This is a genomic window from Lysobacter sp. (assembly GCF_035655815.1).
In the GTDB taxonomy this organism is placed as follows: Bacteria; Pseudomonadota; Gammaproteobacteria; order Xanthomonadales; family Xanthomonadaceae; genus Lysobacter_J.
In genome coordinates this window covers 170,613-187,392 of sequence record NZ_DASRTS010000055.1, presented here as the reverse complement: position 1 = coordinate 187,392, position 16,780 = coordinate 170,613, and the positions used below count along the sequence as shown (strand labels likewise).

The following is a 16,780-nucleotide window of genomic DNA, read 5'->3' as shown; positions in this document are numbered from 1 at the left end:
TGTTCGATGTCCGAAGCCATCAAGGAACATCCGGAACTGGTGCGCCAGTACCTGGGTACCGTGGTGCCGGTCGGTGACAACTACTTCGCCGCGCTCAACTCGGCGGTGTTCTCCGATGGCAGCTTCGTGTTCATTCCCAGGGGCGTGCGCTGCCCGATGGAGCTGAGCACCTACTTCCGCATCAACGCCGGCCACACCGGCCAGTTCGAGCGCACCCTGATCGTGTGTGAGGACAAGGCCTACGTGTCCTACCTGGAAGGCTGCACCGCGCCGATGCGCGACGAGAACCAGCTGCACGCCGCGGTGGTAGAGCTCGTGGCGCTGGACGATGCGGAGATCAAATACTCCACCGTGCAGAACTGGTACCCCGGCGACGAGGAAGGCCGCGGCGGCATCTACAACTTCGTGACCAAGCGCGGCGAATGCCGCGGGGCGCGCAGCAAGATCAGCTGGACGCAGGTCGAGACCGGTTCGGCCATCACCTGGAAGTATCCGTCCTGCGTGCTGCTGGGCGACGACTCGGTCGGCGAGTTCTATTCCGTCGCGCTGACGCACCATCGCCAGCAGGCCGACACCGGCACCAAGATGATCCATGTCGGCAAGCGCACCAAGAGCAAGATCGTCAGCAAGGGCATCAGCGCCGGCCGCGGCCAGAACACCTACCGCGGCCTGGTGAAGGTGGCGGGCGGCGCGGAAGGCGCGCGCAACCACACCCAGTGCGACAGCCTGCTGATCGGCAAGAAGTGCGGCGCGCACACCTTCCCGTACATCGAGGTCAAGCACCCCACTGCCACCGTCGAGCACGAGGCCACCACCTCCAAGATCAGCGAGGACCAGCTGTTCTATTGCCGCTCGCGCGGCATCGGCGAGGAGGACGCGGTGTCGATGATCGTCGACGGCTTCTGCAAGAGCGTCTTCCGCGAGCTGCCGATGGAGTTCGCGGTGGAAGCGAAGAAGTTGCTGGAAGTGAGCCTGGAAGGATCTGTCGGTTGATGTTTTTCCCTTCTCCCGCCGGGAGAAGGTGGCGCGCAGCGCCGGATGAGGGGCAACGCAGTCGCGAGCCTGCGGGTTGCGATGCTCCGCCCCTCACCCCAACCCCTCTCCCGGTGGGAGAGGGGCTCTAACAGGATCGGAATCGAATCATGCTGAAAATCGAAAACCTCCACGTCTCCGTCGCCGGCAAGGAGATCCTCAAGGGACTCTCGCTGGAGCTCACGCCCGGGCAGGTGCACGCGGTGATGGGTCCCAACGGTGCGGGCAAGTCGACGCTCGGCAACGTGCTGGCGGGCCGTGAAGGCTACGAGGTCACCGAGGGCAGCGTGACGTTCGAAGGCCAGGACCTGCTGGCGCTGGAGCCCGAAGAGCGCGCCGCGATGGGCGTGTTCTTGGCCTTCCAGTACCCGGTCGAGATTCCCGGCGTCAACAACACCTACTTCCTGCGTGCCGCGCTCAATGCACAGCGCAAGGCGCGCGGCGAGGCCGAACTGGACTCCATGCAGTTCCTCAAGCTGGTGCGGGAGAAGCTCGCCGTGCTGCACCTGAAGGACGAACTGCTGCACCGCGGCGTCAACGAAGGCTTCTCCGGCGGCGAGAAGAAGCGCAACGAGATTTTCCAGCTGGCCCTGCTGGAGCCGAAGCTGGCGATCCTGGACGAGACCGACTCGGGCCTGGACATCGATGCGCTCAAGGCGGTCGCCGACGGCGTCAACGCGCTGCGCTCGCCGGAGCGCGCCTTCCTGGTGATCACGCATTACCAGCGCCTGCTCGACTACATCAAGCCGGACGTGGTGCACGTGCTGGCCGAAGGCCGCATCGTCGAGACCGGCGGTCCGGAACTCGCGTTGCAGCTGGAACAGCACGGCTATGCCTGGCTGAAGGATCGCATCCAGCCCGGAGCGGCCGCCTGACATGAGCGCGTTGCTCGATTCCTTCTCGGCCGCATTCGACACGCTCGCCGCACGCGACGCCGCCGGCCTGGGCGAAAGCCGCCGCGCATCGCTGGACGCCGCACTGCGTGACGGCGTCCCGCACGCGCGCGTCGAAGCGTGGAAGTACACGCCGCTACGCTCGCTGGAACGCCGCGCGTTCGCTCCCGCCACTGCCGTCGCCGCGTTCGACACGTCGGTGCTGGCCGGCATCGATGGCCCGCGGCTGGTCTTCGTCAACGGCCGCTTCGACGCCGCGCACAGCGACATCGCTGGCCTGCCCGAGGGCATCGAGCTGCGTCCGCTGTCGCAGGTGCTGGTCGAAGGCGAAGCGCGCGAATCGAATTTCCTGGCCCGACGCTTCGAGCGCGCCGACGAGATCTTCGCCCGCATCAATGCCGCGCTCGCCGACGATGGCATCGTCCTGCGCGTGGAGGCCGGCGTCCGCCATGCGGCGCCGATCCACCTGGTGTTCATCGGTACCACGTCCGATGCCGACCGCGCCTGGCACCTGCGGCACCTGATCGAACTTCGCGAAGGCGCTGGTGTGTCCGTGGTGGAGCATCACGTCGGCTCCGGCGCGCACAACCATCTGGCCAATGCGCTGACGCACGTACACCTGGCCCCGAATGCCACGCTGCGCCACGCGCGCGTACAGGACGAAGGCGCCGGCGCGACGGCGATTTCGCGCACCGACGCCGTGCTGGCCACTCAGGCCGAGTATCGCCGCGTCGATCTGGAACTGGGCGCCGGCCTGTCGCGCCACGAGCTCAACGTCGCGCTGCACGGTGCGTCCTCGCGCCTGCATGCCAACGGCGTGCTGCTCGCGTCCGGCAAGCGCCACCTGGATACGCGACTGGGCATCGACCACGTCGGCCGCGACACCTCGTGCGAGCTGACCTGGCGTGGCATGGGCGCGGGCCGCTCGAAGGCCGCCTTCCATGGCGGCATCCTGATCCGCGAAGGAGCGGACGGCACGGCCGCGATGCTGTCGAACAAGAACCTGCTGCTCAGCGAAGGCGCGGAGATCGACACGCAGCCGGTGCTGGAAATCCACGCCGACGAAGTGCAGGCCGCGCATGGCGCGACCGTCGGCCGCCTGGATCCGACCGCGCTGTTCTATCTGCGCAGCCGTGGCGTGCCCGCCGAACAGGCCCGCGCCTTGCTGACCGCCGCGTTCTGCCGCGAAACCCTGGCCGTGTTCGAGGCCGGCGACCCGCTGCGCGCCGTGCTCGAAGCGCGCCTCGACGCCGCCCTGGAACGCCTGGGACAGGCCTGAATGAAACAGGCCTGACTGAAACCGGCCTGACTGGAGTCCGCATGAACCTGCCCGCCGCATCCGATGCCGCCATCGACTGGGCCCGCGTCCGCGGTGATTTCCCGCTGCTGACCCGCCAGGTCCACGGCAAGCCGCTGATCTACTTCGACTCGGCCAATACCGGACAGAAGCCGGAATCGGTCATCGAGGCAGTGGACGACTTCTACCGCCGCCACAACGCCAACGTCAGCCGCGCGGTGCACGCGCTGGGCACCGAGGCGACCGACGCCTACGAAGGCGCGCGCACCAAGCTGGCAAAGTTCCTCAACGTGCGCGCCGACGAACTGGTGCTTTGCAGCGGCACCACCTTCGCGCTGAACCTGGTCGCGTACTCGTGGGCGCTGCCGCGCCTGCAGCCGGGCGACGCGATCGTGCTCACGCGGATGGAGCACCACGCCAACATCGTGCCCTGGCAGCTGGTTGCACAGCGCACCGGCGCCACCATCAAGGTCGCCGAGCTCAACGAGCTTGGCGAACTGGACCTGCAGCAGTTGTACGCGCTGCTCACGCCCGAGGTGAAGCTGCTGTCGCTGGCGCACGTCTCCAACGTGCTGGGCACGGTGAACCCGGTGCGCGAGATCTGCCGCGAGGCGCGCAAGCGCGGCATCGTAACTGCGGTGGATGGATCGCAGGCCGCGCCGCATCGCGCGCTCGACATTGCCTCCATCGGTTGCGACTTCTACGCGATCACCGGCCACAAGATGTCCGGCCCCACCGGTACCGGCGCGCTGTGGGCGCGGCGCGAGCACCTGGCCTCGATGCCGCCCTTCATCGGTGGCGGCGAGATGATCAAGGAAGTGCGCTTCGAGGGCACCGTGTTCAACGAGCCGCCGCACAAGTTCGAGGCCGGCACGCCCAACATCGCCGGTTTCGTGGGCCTGGGCGCGGCGGTGGACTACCTGTCCGCGCTGGGCATGCAGCACATCGAAGCGCGCGAGCAGGAACTGCTGGCGCACGCCACCGAAGAGCTGTCGAAGGTGGAAGGCCTGCGCATCTTCGGCCAGGCCCGCGACAAGGCCGCGGTGATCAGCTTCCTCGTCCAGGGCGCGCACGCGCACGACCTCGCCACGCTGCTGGACCTCGAAGGCGTGGCCATCCGGTCCGGACACCATTGCGCGCATCCATTGATGCAGCACTTCGGCGTGCCCGCCACCTGCCGCGCGTCCCTGGCTTTCTACAACACGCACGAGGAGATCGAGTCCTTCGTCGCGGCGTTGCGGAAGGTGCGCACGCTACTGGGCTGATCCTTGCCGCGCTCGGAGCCGGTGTTTGCGGACGCGGCGGAACGCAGATGACACGGATGAAGCGGGCGCAGGCAGGTTCAAGCCGCCCTGTCGGCTCCGCGTCATACCGAGGCCTTTCTCCGACACGGCGGATGCAGATGACAGCGATGGAACCAGGCACGAGAATGGGGCGCGACTGACGCCGTCGAATCCAGGCGACAGTCCATCCCTGCGCTTCATCCGTGTTCTTCAGCGTAAATCTGCGTCCAAAAACAGAGCCATGACGACCAGCCAGTTGCAATTCCGCCATGCCACCCATGCCGACACCGATGCGCTGGTCGCGCTGGTGGAATCGGCCTATCGCGGCGATGCCAGCAAGCAGGGCTGGACCACCGAAGCCGACATGCTCGACGGACGCCGCACCGGTCCCGACGATATCCAGGCCTGCATCGACCGTCCGCGCAGCGTCATCCTGGTTGCCGAACGCGACGGTGCCGCCGGGCGGGAACTCATAGCCTGCGCGCACGTGGCGGTGGAGGACGGCGCCGGCTACTTCGGCATGTTTTCCGTGCGTCCCACTCAGCAGGGCGGCGGCATCGGCAAGACCGTGATCGCCGAGGCCGAACGCATCGTGCGTGAGGACTGGGGCATCCCCACGATGCGCATGACGGTCATCGACATTCGCGACGAGCTCATCGCCTTCTACGAACGCCGCGGCTATCGCCGCACCGGCATCAAGAAGCCGTTCCCTTACGGCGACGAGCGTTTCGGCCTGCCCAAGCGCGGCGATCTGCGCTTCGAAGTGCTGGAGAAGATGCTGTGAGCCAGCCCGCCGAGAAGCCCTGGGTGTTCGTCTGCGCGACCTCGCAGTTGTTGCCAGGCGAGCGCACGGTGGCATGGGACGGTGACACCGCCATCCTCGTCGTGAACTACGACGGCGACTTCTATGCGCTGGAGGACAAGTGCTCGCACGAGGACTTCGAGCTGTCCGCAGGCAACTTCGACGGCGAGGAAGCGACCATCGAATGCGTGCTGCACGGCGCCAAGTTCGACGTGCGCGACGGCCGGGCCCTGTGTGCGCCCGCCTATGAGCCGGTAGTGAAGTTCCCGGTCAAGGTGGAAGACGGTGGCGTGTGGACGCGCGACGACCGGGGCTGAGTCTGCGATCTCTCTTTCCGGCAGTTTTCCCCTCGCCGCATGCAGGGCGGCACTTGCCATCTACATCCATGGGGACGTTGCGGCTTGCAGCCCGATTGACGTCGCACGCGCCTGGCTTCGCGAACGACGTGCCGGAAGCCCCCTCGATGAGGTGACTTCGTAGGAGCGAGCTTGCTCGCGACCTGCGCTCTTTCGCCCATCATCAGCCGCTCGGCGATGTGCGTGGAGGTCGCGAGCAAGCCCGCTCTGCAGCGCGGCGCGCGATGAGCGCAGCCGATGGATTGCCCGCATCCACGGAGCCTGGTCGCTGCCGCCAGCCCACCGCTCGCCCGTCGACGGCCCAAATCGTTCGCATTTCGTTGCAAATGCGAATCGCTCTCATTAACATCGCCCCCCGAAGCGGTCCTGGCCGCGCCAAAGCCTCGCATCGGGAATCCCATGTCCAACAGGAAGTTCGTCGTCTCGCCGCTCGCCGGCGCCCTGGCCCTGGCGGCCGTCACCCCGGCACTGGCCGATCCTGCCGGCGAACCGCAGGCCACCGACCTGGACAAGATCGAGGTCCACGGCGAATACGTGGAGAAGCCCTCCTCGGTTAAGTACACCGAGCCGCTGCTCGACACGCCCCAGACCATCACCGTGGTCACCAAGGACGTGATGGACCAGCAGAACCTGCTCGGCCTGCGCGACGTGCTCAGCACCCTGCCCGGCATCACCTTCGGCGCGGGCGAAGGCGGCGGCGGTTACGGCGACAGCATCACGCTGCGCGGCTTCAACGCCAACAGCGACATCACCACCGACGGCGTGCGCGACAGCGCTCAGTACACGCGCAGCGACACTTTCAACCTGGAAGCCATCGAACTGGTCAACGGCGCCAACTCGGTGTACTCCGGCGCGGGTTCCGTCGGCGGCAACATCAACCTGGTCAGCAAGGTCGCGCGTTCGGGCGACTTCACCGTGCTGCAGGCCGGCGCCGGCACCGACAGCTACGGCCGCATCACGGTCGACAGCAATACGGAGTTCGACGAAGGCTCGGCGTTCCGCGTCAACGCCATGGTCCACCAGAACGACGCACCGGGCCGGGATTACGAGACCTTCGAGCGCTGGGGCATCGCGCCTTCGCTCGCGATCGGCCTGGACAGCGACACGCGCTTCACCGTGAGCTACCTGCACCAAAGCGACGACAACATCCCGCAGTACGGCGTGCCGTACTTCAGCGCCTATGGTGGTCCGCTGCCGGGTGTGGATCCTGGGAATTACTACGGCTACCACAACGTCGACACGCAGGAAGTCGAAGTCGACATGCTGACCGGCACGTTCGAGCACGACTTCAACCCGAACACCACCCTGCGCAGCCTGGCGCGCTACCAGCAGGTGGACCAGCTGAGCATCGTCGACGCACCGCAGGGCACGTGGTGCCTCGCCAACGGCATCAACGCGGCCACCGGCGCCGCCTGCGCAGCACCGAACACCTATCAGCCCAGCGGCCCGCGCGGCCTGCAGCGCGACACGCGCAACACGCTCGCGGTCAGCCAGACCGACGTGATCTCCCGCTTCCAGACGGGTGCGGTGGGGCATTCGCTAGTGGCCGGCGTGTCGATCTCGCGCGAGGAGTTCGACCTGGACACCGGCAACCTGTTCCGCACGGCCACGGGCGCGACGGTGCCGCTGCCGCCGATGTCGATCAGCGACCCGTTCTCGGTCTACACCGGCCCAATCAACTTCATCCGCAGCGGCATCACGCAGGGCACGCTCGACAACCAGGCCATCTACGTCTTCGACACGCTGACGTTCAGCGAACGCTGGATGCTCAACCTGGGCGCGCGCTACGAGCACAACAAGGGCGATACCGTCGCCTACACGTTCAACACCACCGCCGGCAGCCCACAGCTGGGCCAGGTGACCGGGCGCACCGCGTTCCAGAACGACGATGACCTGTTCTCGTACCGCGCCGGCCTGATCTTCAAGCCGGTCGAAAACGCCAGCCTTTATCTGTCGTACGCCAACAGCAAGACGCCGTCGAAGGCTTCGGTCAACGGTTCGTGCACCGCGCAGACCTGCAACGTCGATCCGGAAACCGCCGTCAACATCGAGCTGGGCGGCAAGTGGGACGTCAACAACCGCCTTGCCCTGACCGCCGCGGTGTTCCGCAACGATCGCGAGGAATTCAAGGTCGCCGACCCGCTGAACCCGGACAATCCCAGCGGCGAGCAGCAGCTCGACGGCCAGGCGCGCGTCGACGGCGTGACGCTCGGCGCGGCGGGCCAGCTGACGGACGCGTGGTCGGTGTTCGCCAACGTGACCTGGCTCGACAGCGAAGTACTGCAGGGCATTTCCGATTACGACAGGAACCGCGGCGTGGTCGATCCGCTCGCCGGGCGGCCGCTCAGCGGCACGCCGGAACGTTCCGGCAGCGTGTGGACCACGTACGAACTGTCGCAGTGGACCTTCGGCTACGGCATCACCTACCAGGGCGGGTACGAGTGGTACAACGCCAGCGGCGGCGCCACCGGCGACATCAAGGGCTACACCACGCATCGCGCGATGGTCGCCTACGACATCAACGAACGCCTCACCCTGCAGCTCAACGCCAACAACCTGTTCGACAAGGAGTACTACATCCGCGTGCGCAACAACGGCTGGGCAACGCCGGGCGACGCGCGCGCAGTGGTGCTGGCCGCCACGTACAGGTTCTAATCCGGCAACCCGGTCCGCGCACCGCCCGGCATCGTCCGGGCGGTCGCATTGAGGAAAGACGATCATGCTGCTGCCGATCCCGCAGGTCCTGAGCGCCGAACAGGTTGCGTACTTCCGCGATCGCCTGGCGCATGGCGCCTGGGCGGACGGACGCATCACCGCCGGTTACCAGTCGGCACAGGCCAAGGACAACGCGCAGCTGCCGGAAAACGATCCGGTGGCGCGTGAACTGGGCGGCATCATCCTGGAAGCGCTGGCACGCAACGCCACGTTCTTTTCCGCGGCGTTGCCGCAGCGCATCTACCCGCCGCTGTTCAACCGTTACAGCGGCGGGCAGTCGTTCGGCTTCCATGTCGATAATGCGATCCGCTATGACCGCAGCCAGGGCGGCGCCGAGCCGGTCCGCACGGACCTGTCGGCGACGCTGTTCCTCAATGCACCCGAGGACTACGACGGCGGCGAGCTGATGATCGAGGACACCTACGGCATGCAGCGCGTGAAGCTGCAGGCCGGCGACATGGTGCTGTATCCCGGCACCAGCCTGCATCGCGTCACGCCGGTCACGCGCGGCGAGCGGCTCGCCTCGTTCTTCTGGATCCAGAGCCTGCTGCGCGAGGACGCGCAACGCCGGCTGATGTTCGAACTGGACACGTCGATCCGTCGCCTCACGCAGGACGTGCCCGAGCATCCGGCGCTGGTGCAGCTGACCGGCGTCTACCACAACCTGCTGCGGCGCTGGGCCGACACCTGAGCCGTACGTGAGTCCGTCCCCGCCCTCACAGGATCTGGCCGCCCGGCAGCAGCGTCGCGGCTTCTGGCTGCGCACGCTGCATTCCTGGCACTGGATCAGCTCGGCGATCTGCCTGATCGGCATGCTGCTGTTCACCGTCACCGGCATCACGCTCAATCACTCCGCCGCCATCGAAGCCAAGCCGCAGACGCTTTCGCGCAAGGTCGAGATGCCCGCCTCGGTGCTGCGTGCGCTGGGCGATCGCGAGGAAGGCAACGCGCCGCTGCCCGCGACCGTCGGCGACTGGCTGAGCGACGTGCTGCCCGTGTCGATCGGCCGGCAGAACGCGGAATGGTCGCCGGAAGAGGTCTACCTTTCGTTGCCGCGTCCCGGTGGCGATGCATGGCTGAGCATCGACCGCGCGAGCGGCGCGGTGGAATACGAGCGCACCACACGTGGCGCCATTGCGTATCTCAACGACCTGCACAAGGGCCGCAATGCCGGCGCTGCGTGGCGCTGGTTCATCGACGTGTTCGCTCTGGCTTGCCTGGTGTTCTGCGTGACCGGCCTGTTCCTGCTGCAGATGCACGCGCGCCAGCGGCGCATGACCTGGCCGTACGTCGCGCTAGGCCTGGTGATACCGCTGCTGCTCGCGCTTCTTTTCATCCATTGACCACGAACCACGGAGTTTCCATGCGCGTCCAACTGACCATCGCGCTGAGCGGACTGCTCGCGCTGCCGGCGTACTCGGCCGAGATCAACGTCGACGTGCAGATTCCGCAGCTCAACGTCGCCGAGTACCACCGCCCGTACGTGGCGATCTGGGTGGAAGGCCCCGACCAGAAGGCCGCGGCCAACCTCGCCGTGTGGTACCAGCAGAAGTCCACGGCCGAAGGCCACGGCACCAAGTGGCTGCCTGACCTGCGCCAGTGGTGGCGGCGCAGCGGACGCACGCTGCAGGTGCCGGTGGACGGCGTGACCGGACCGACGCGTCCGGTCGGCAAGCACGCGGTGCAGTTCACCGACAAGCATCCGGAACTTGGCAAGCTGCCCGCCGGCGATTACACGCTGGTGGTGGAGGCCGCGCGCGAAGTCGGCGGCCGCGAACTGCTGAAGATTCCCTTCAAGTGGCGCGGCGCCAGCAATGGCCAGGCGCAGGGCAGCAGCGAGCTCGGCCTGGTGACGCTGGCGAGCAAGCCCTGACCCATCTCCGTAGGAGCCAGCTTGCTGGCGACCGGTGCGCTGGCCTGTCGCCAGCAAGCTGGCTCCTACAAAGACACCGAACGTCATTCATACGGAGTGTCCAAATGAAGTCCTCGCTCAAGTTCGCCGCACTCACACTCGCCCTCTCCCTGCCCTTCGCCGCGCAGGCGCACAAGGCCTGGCTGCAGCCGTCGCAGACGGTGCTGGCCGGCAACAACCCGTGGGTGACGGTGGACGCGGCCGTGTCCAACGACCTGTTCTATTTCAACCATGTGCCGCTGCGCCTGGACAGCCTGGCGATCACGGCTCCCGATGGCAGCCAGGTCGCGCCGCAGAACAGCGCGACGGGCAAGTACCGCTCGGTGTTCGACGTCGAACTCAAGCAGTCCGGCACCTACCGCATCGGCGTGGTCAACCAGTCGGTGATCGGCCAGTGGGAAGAGAACGGCCAGCTCAAGCGCTGGCGCGGTACGCCGGCCGCCTTCGCCACCGAGGTGCCGAAGAACGCGAAGAACCTGCAGGTCTCGCAGTCGGTGATGCGCGTGGAGACCTTCGTCACCAACGGCTCGCCCAACGAGACCGCGCTCAAGCCGAGCGGCCAGGGCCTGGAGATGGTGCCGCTGACGCATCCCAACGACCTGTTCGCGGGCGAGCCGGCGAAGTTCCGCCTGCAGATCGACGGCAAGCCGGCCGCCGGCCTGGACGTGGAAGTCGTGCGCGGCGGCACCCGTTACCGCAACGCGCAGGACGAGGTGAAGGTGAAGACCGACGCGCAGGGCGAGTTCATCGTGACCTGGCCGGAAGCCGGCATGTACTGGCTGGAAGCCACCACGCAGGACGACAAGACCAGCGTGCCGCAGGCCAGGCAGCGTCGCCTGGCATACGTCGCGACGCTGGAAGTGCTGCCGCAGTAACGGTCGCGCTTTGATGTCCGTGCAAGGTTCCGCGCCTTCGCTCCCTCGGCATGAGGGAGCGATGCCTGTCGTCTGCGACGTTCCGCCATGCGGTGTGCACCGATGAACCTGCCCGCGATGCACAGCGACACGACGCGCGCCCACATCGACATCCTGGGTGGCGCGACCATGGGCACGACGTGGTCGGTGAAGCTGGTCACTGCGCGGCGCAACGACCTGCACGTGCTGCATGCCGCGATCCAGGCGCAACTCGACCGCGTCGTCGCGCAGATGAGCAACTGGGAAACGGGTTCGGACATCAGCCGCTACAACGCTGCGCCAGCGGGCACGTGGCATGTGTTGCCGGACGCGTTCTGGACCGTGCTTTCCTGCGCGCTGGACATCGCCCGCACCAGCGGTGGCGCATACGACCCGACCGTCGGTCCGCTGGTCGACGCGTGGGGTTTCGGCCCCAGCGCGCGTTGTCTGGAACTCGCCGCGCGCGAGGCCGCGCACGAACGCGTCGGCTGGACCCGCGTGGTAGTCGATGCGTCACAACAGCGCGTGCTGCAGCCCGGCCGCGTGCAGCTGGACCTGTGCGCCATTGCCAAGGGCCATGCCGTCGATGCGGTGGCGGGCGAACTGCGCAGGCTCGGCATCGACAGCGCGCTGGTCGAGGTCGGCGGCGAACTCTACGGTTTCGGCCACAAGCCCGACGGCTCGCCCTGGCGCGTCGTCGTCGAGGGCTGGCAGGGCGACGAGGAAGATGCGAACGAACCGCGCGTGCTCGCACTCGACGGCCTGGCGGTGGCGACGTCCGGCGACCGCTGGCATCGCCGCTTCGAGCAGGATCGGGAGTTCAGTCATACGCTCGATCCGCGCAGCGGTCGTCCGGTGGAAAACGCACCGGTGGCCGTCACCGTGGCCGCGCGCGATGCGATGCATGCCGATGGCTGGGCGACGGCGCTCACCGTGCTGGGCATGCACGCAGGCCACGCGTTCGCGGTCGAACACGGCCTTGCCGCGCGTTTTGTCGACGTGCGTGCCGATGGTTCCATCGATGAGCGCATGACGCCGGCGTTCGAGGTCCTGCTGGCGGCATGAGCACGCGACCCGCCCTTCGCGAAGCCAACTGGAAGCCGTGGCTCGGCAACGGCGGCGTGCTCGCGCTGCTGCTCGTATCCGCGCTCGCCTTCGCCCGCTGGCAGGCCGATCCATGGTGGATGGCGTCACCGCGCGCGGGCAGCTGGGTGCTGGCCATCGTGGTCGTGCTGGCGTTCGTCGGCCTGTGCGTGGCGACGTATCGCTCGGCACGCGGGCAGGCCGTTCCGCAACTCGAAGACAGCACGGAACCGGACGCCGACTCGGTGCTGCTGGGCTGGGCGAGCCAGACCGGTTTCGCACAGCAACTGGCCGAACGCACCGCGCAGGCGCTGCGCGACGCGGGCTTGGACGTGCACGTGCTGCCCTTGCATCGGGTGGATGCGCAGCGGCTGCGCACGCACCGCCGCGCACTGTTCATCGCCAGTACCACCGGAGAAGGCGATCCGCCGGACCACGTGCTCGCCTTCACCCGCCACATGCTCGGCACGCAGCTGTCGCTGGACGGGCTGCAGTACGCGGTACTGGCGTTGGGCGACCGCGCGTACGACCAGTTCTGTGGCTTCGGCCGGCGGCTGGACCAGTGGCTGCATCACAACGGTGCGCGGCCGCTGTTCGACCGCATCGATGTCGATGCCGGCGACGCCGGTGCTTTGCGTCATTGGCAGCATCATCTGGGCCAGTTGGCCGGCCACGTCGAGTTCGCCGACTGGAGCGCGCCCGCCTACCGGCCGTGGCGCCTGGTGGAGCGACGCTGGCTCAATCCGGGCAGCCTCGGCGGCCGCGCCTACCACCTCGCCTTGGCGCCGGTGGATCCGCGCGACTTGCAGTGGCAGGCCGGCGACATCGCCGAGATCGGTCCGCGCCATGCACACGTGGACATCGACGCGTGGCTGGAAGTCGCGCAGCTCGACGGCACCGCACGCGTCACCGTCGACGACGAGACGCTGGAGCTGGCGCAACTGCTGCAGCGTTCGCGGCTGCCCGATGCCGCCACCGTGCAGGGCCAGTCGCCGCAGGCCGTCGCCGACGCACTGCAGCCGCTGCCGCATCGCGAGTACTCCATCGCCTCGCTGCCGTCCGACGGCAGCCTGCAATTGCTGGTGCGCCAGATGTGCCACGCCGACGGCCGACTGGGCAGCGGCAGCGGCTGGCTGACGTCGCACGCGTCGGTCGGTGGCGGCATCGATCTGCGCATCCGCCGCAATCCCGGATTCCATCCGCCGCAGGACGACCGCCCGATGGTGCTGGTCGGCAACGGCACCGGCATCGCCGGATTGCGTGCCCTGCTCAAGGCACGCATCGCCGCAGGCCATCGCCGCAACTGGCTGGTGTTCGGCGAACGCCAGCGCGAACACGACTTCCACTTCGGCAGCGATCTCGACGCATGGCTGCGCGACGGCTTCCTGCAACGTCTGGACCTCGCCTTCTCGCGCGACACGACGCAACGCACCTACGTGCAGGACACGCTTCGCGGCGAACTCCCCCGCCTGCGCGAATGGATCGCCAGCGGCGCCGCGGTCTACGTCTGCGGCAGCCTCGCCGGCATGGCACCGGCCGTGGACGAAGTCCTGCGTGAAGCGGTCGGCCTGGGCGCGCTGGAAGCGATGGCCGCCGAAGGCCGCTACTGCCGCGACGTCTACTGAGCCTGTTCGGCCTGCTCCAGGGGCTCGATCCGGATCAGCAGCAGTTCGCCACCGCCGTCGATGACATGGCGAAGGCGCTGCGAACCGGCGGCGAAGAACGCCGTATCGCCGGCAGCCAGCGGCGGCAGGCCGGAATCGTCGGCGAACGTCGCCTGCCCCGCCATCAGGTGCGCGACCCACAGCGTGCCCGGCTCGACGAACACGACCATCGGCCCCACGAGCGGGCGATGCCACAGCGCGGTGCGCACGCGTTCACGGCGCCACATCAGGTTGAAGTCGTGCGTGGGGCCGTCGATCAGTTCGCCGGTGACGGTGCGCTCGCCGGCGAAGCGCAGGCGGTCGTGCGGCGGCAGCAGTTCGTGCACTTCGCCGTCGTCGAAGCGCAGGCGCACGCCGTTGCCGGACAGCAGCACCAGTTCGCGGTCGATGCCGGGGAAGGAGGAAAACGCCGAATCGCGCTCGATCTCGGCGATGGACAGGCGCCAGTCCCAGGGCGCATCCGGTGCCGCGCCGGGCATGCGCGCGGCGAGGATCTCGCGCGTCCAGCCAAGCTGGTTGCGCCAGCGTTCGCGGCGGTATTCGTTGGCCGGGATCACCCACGACCGGCTGCCCTGTTCGATGTCCATCGCACCACCGTCAACCCGACGCCGCACAGTCTAGCGAGCGCATCGACGCGCACGCGGTAACGGTCCGCAGAAACGAAACGGCCCGGTCGCAGTGCGCCGGGCCGTGTGGGTCGCGATGGAGGGAGTCAGTGTCGGGCCGGTGCCGGCTTCTGCGCCGTGGCCGGCCTGGCCGGTGCGGCACCGGGTTTCCCGGCAGTGGCTGGCTTGGCGGCCGACGCGCCGCCGCCGACGACGATGCGGTCGATGTTCTTCTCGACCGTCTTCAGGCCGATGCCCTTCACCTGGGCCAGCTGCTCGGCCGTCTTGAACGGACCGTTGGCCTTGCGGTAGGCGACGATCGCCTCGGCCTTCGACGGGCCCACGTTGAGCAGCACACGGTCCAGCGTGGCCGCGTCGGCGGTGTTGATGTTCACCTTCTCCGCGGCGAAGGCCGTGCCGGCCAGCAGCAGCAACGGCAGCAGGGCGCGGGCGATGAGGCGGGTGGGTTTCATGGTGATCTCCGTATGGTTGATGGGTGGCATCCGTTCCGCCCTCCGCGCCTTCGCGGCAGGCGGCGAGGCAGTGTCGGCAACCGGCTGCCGCGCCACGGATCGCCGTTCATCCCCACGTGCCGACGGAGCATTCCGCGGGCGCCGGTAAGCCAACTCCGAGGTGCGATGGCGGCCTCGCCATCGGCGTTCCGCCCGGTGCCGCATCGGTCGGCCACGGCCGGGGGCGTAAACTTGCCGTTCCCCGCAATGAGGCTTTCCGCGCCATGGACACCAGCAAGGTCGACCGGTACGTCGGCGACAAATGGGACGACGAGATCGTTCCCCAGCTCGTCGAGTACATCCGCATCCCCAACAAGTCGCCGATGTTCGACGCCGACTGGGTCAAGCACGGCTACATGGACGACGCGGTCCGCCTGATGGAGTCCTGGGCCAGGAAGCAGCCCATCCCGGGCATGCAGGTCGAGGTGGTGCGCCTGGAAGGCCGCACGCCGCTGATCTTCATCGAGATCCCGGCCGCCAACGGCGGCAGCAACGACGACTGCGTGCTGCTGTACGGCCATCTGGACAAGCAGCCGGAGATGACCGGCTGGGACCCGGAGTTCGGCCCGTGGAATCCGGTGATCAAGGGCGACCGCCTGTACGGCCGCGGCGGCGCGGATGACGGCTACGCGATCTTCGGATCGCTGACCGCCGTGCTGGCGCTTCAGGAGCAGAAGCTGCCGCATGCGCGCTGCGTGATCCTGATCGAAGCCTGCGAGGAGTCCGGCAGCTACGACCTGCCCGCCTACGTGGACCACCTGGCCGGGCGCATCGGCAAGCCGTCGCTGGTGGTCTGCCTGGATTCGGGCTGCGGCAACTACGAACAACTGTGGTGCACCACCTCGCTGCGCGGCCTGGCCGGCGGCAACTTCACGGTGAAGGTGCTGGAGGAAGGCGTGCACTCGGGCGATGCGTCGGGCATCGTGCCGTCGAGCTTCCGCCTGCTGCGCCAGTTGCTGTCGCGCCTGGAGGACGAGAACACCGGCAAGGTGCGCGTCGAGGGCCTGTTCGTGGACATCCCGGCAGAACGACTGGAGCAGGCGCGCCAGGCGGCGAAGGTGCTGGACACGGCGGTGTTCGACAAGTTCCCGTTCCTCCCCGGCATGAAGCCCATGGCCGATGACCTGGCGGAGCTGGTGCTCAACCGCACCTGGCGTCCGGCGCTGTCGGTCACCGGCGTGGACGGCATGCCGCCGCTGGCGTCGGCCGGCAACGTCCTGCGCCCGCACACCTCGGTGAAGCTGTCGCTGCGCCTGCCGCCCACGCTGGACGGCAAGAAGGCCGGCGAACTGCTCAAGGACGTGCTCACCCGCGACCCGCCCAACGGCGCCAGGGTCACGCTGGACCTGGAGAAGTCCTCCACCGGCTGGAACGCCCCGGCGCAGTCGCCGTGGCTGACCAGGGCGATCGATTCGGCCAGCCGCGATTTCTTCGGCGCCCCGGCCATGTACATGGGCGAAGGCGGCTCGATCCCGTTCATGGGCATGCTGGGCGAGAAGTTCCCCGGCGCACAGTTCATGATCACCGGCGTGCTGGGCCCGCACAGCAACGCGCACGGCCCCAACGAGTTCCTGCACATCCCGATGGGCAAGCGCGTGACCGCATCGGTGTCGCGTGTGATCGCCGAGCACCATCACGCCAGCCAGCGCGGCGAAACCATGGGCGCCGCCGTCGCCCCGGACAGCGGCGACCGCCACGGCGGGCATGGCTGCTGCTGACGCTGCTGCGTTCCT

16 protein-coding genes are annotated in these 16,780 nt (G+C 67.9%); 14 read left to right on the top strand and 2 right to left on the bottom strand.

The features are described 5' to 3' along the window. The 13 genes from sufB to VFE83_RS15280 all read left to right on the top strand — a co-directional run. Nucleotides 1-993 (top strand): Fe-S cluster assembly protein SufB (gene sufB / locus VFE83_RS15340; protein WP_324907689.1); only part of this gene is annotated, 993 nt, incomplete at its 5' end. 149 nt (nt 994-1,142) lie between these two features. After that, nucleotides 1,143-1,907: a Fe-S cluster assembly ATPase SufC gene (gene sufC / locus VFE83_RS15335; protein ID WP_324907687.1), complete on the top strand. Its 765-nt coding sequence runs from the start codon at nt 1,143-1,145 to the stop codon at nt 1,905-1,907. A 1-nt stretch (nt 1,908) separates the two neighbouring features. Next, on the top strand, nt 1,909-3,204 hold the full coding sequence (sufD, locus tag VFE83_RS15330) for a Fe-S cluster assembly protein SufD (RefSeq protein ID WP_324907685.1): 1,296 nt from the start codon (nt 1,909-1,911) through the stop codon (nt 3,202-3,204). Between the two features lie 41 nt (nt 3,205-3,245). After that, nucleotides 3,246-4,487, top strand: coding sequence for a cysteine desulfurase (locus tag VFE83_RS15325; protein WP_324907684.1), 1,242 nt, complete (start codon nt 3,246-3,248; stop codon nt 4,485-4,487). 259 nt (nt 4,488-4,746) lie between these two features. Continuing rightward, nucleotides 4,747-5,289, top strand: a complete 543-nt coding sequence (locus VFE83_RS15320) for a GNAT family N-acetyltransferase (RefSeq protein ID WP_324907682.1) — start codon at nt 4,747-4,749, stop codon at nt 5,287-5,289. After that, nucleotides 5,286-5,624: a non-heme iron oxygenase ferredoxin subunit gene (locus tag VFE83_RS15315; protein ID WP_324907680.1), complete on the top strand. Its 339-nt coding sequence runs from the start codon at nt 5,286-5,288 to the stop codon at nt 5,622-5,624. Before VFE83_RS15320 ends, VFE83_RS15315 begins: the two co-directional genes overlap by 4 nt. Before the next feature lie 438 nt (nt 5,625-6,062). After that, nucleotides 6,063-8,318: a TonB-dependent siderophore receptor gene (locus VFE83_RS15310; RefSeq protein WP_324907678.1), complete on the top strand. Its 2,256-nt coding sequence runs from the start codon at nt 6,063-6,065 to the stop codon at nt 8,316-8,318. A 64-nt stretch (nt 8,319-8,382) separates the two neighbouring features. Then, complete coding sequence (locus tag VFE83_RS15305; RefSeq protein ID WP_324907676.1) at nt 8,383-9,069, top strand: Fe2+-dependent dioxygenase; 687 nt, start codon at nt 8,383-8,385, stop codon at nt 9,067-9,069. Between the two features lie 7 nt (nt 9,070-9,076). Next, on the top strand, nt 9,077-9,721 hold the full coding sequence (locus VFE83_RS15300) for a PepSY-associated TM helix domain-containing protein (RefSeq protein ID WP_324907674.1): 645 nt from the start codon (nt 9,077-9,079) through the stop codon (nt 9,719-9,721). Between the two features lie 20 nt (nt 9,722-9,741). Then, nucleotides 9,742-10,251 (top strand): DUF2271 domain-containing protein, encoded by a 510-nt coding sequence (locus VFE83_RS15295; RefSeq protein ID WP_324907672.1) that lies wholly within the window; start codon nt 9,742-9,744, stop codon nt 10,249-10,251. Between the two features lie 104 nt (nt 10,252-10,355). Further along, nucleotides 10,356-11,165, top strand: coding sequence for a DUF4198 domain-containing protein (locus tag VFE83_RS15290; protein WP_324907670.1), 810 nt, complete (start codon nt 10,356-10,358; stop codon nt 11,163-11,165). 117 nt (nt 11,166-11,282) lie between these two features. Continuing rightward, nucleotides 11,283-12,248 (top strand): FAD:protein FMN transferase, encoded by a 966-nt coding sequence (locus VFE83_RS15285; RefSeq protein ID WP_414674764.1) that lies wholly within the window; start codon nt 11,283-11,285, stop codon nt 12,246-12,248. After that, complete coding sequence (locus VFE83_RS15280) at nt 12,245-13,891, top strand: sulfite reductase flavoprotein subunit alpha (protein WP_324907666.1); 1,647 nt, start codon at nt 12,245-12,247, stop codon at nt 13,889-13,891. Before VFE83_RS15285 ends, VFE83_RS15280 begins: the two co-directional genes overlap by 4 nt. Here the strand turns inward: VFE83_RS15280 and VFE83_RS15275 are convergent. Both VFE83_RS15275 and VFE83_RS15270 read right to left on the bottom strand, forming a co-directional pair. Further along, nucleotides 13,885-14,517, bottom strand: a complete 633-nt coding sequence (locus tag VFE83_RS15275) for a HutD family protein (RefSeq protein WP_324907664.1) — start codon at nt 14,515-14,517, stop codon at nt 13,885-13,887. The two genes, VFE83_RS15280 and VFE83_RS15275, sit on opposite strands and share 7 nt — an antisense overlap. Before the next feature lie 125 nt (nt 14,518-14,642). Then, complete coding sequence (locus tag VFE83_RS15270) at nt 14,643-15,038, bottom strand: ComEA family DNA-binding protein (protein ID WP_414674758.1); 396 nt, start codon at nt 15,036-15,038, stop codon at nt 14,643-14,645. Nucleotides 15,039-15,271: 233 nt separating this feature from the next. On the opposite strand from VFE83_RS15270, the gene VFE83_RS15265 reads away from it, so the two are divergent. After that, nucleotides 15,272-16,765 (top strand): M20 family metallopeptidase, encoded by a 1,494-nt coding sequence (locus tag VFE83_RS15265; protein ID WP_324907660.1) that lies wholly within the window; start codon nt 15,272-15,274, stop codon nt 16,763-16,765. Nucleotides 16,766-16,780: the final 15 nt, after the last annotated feature.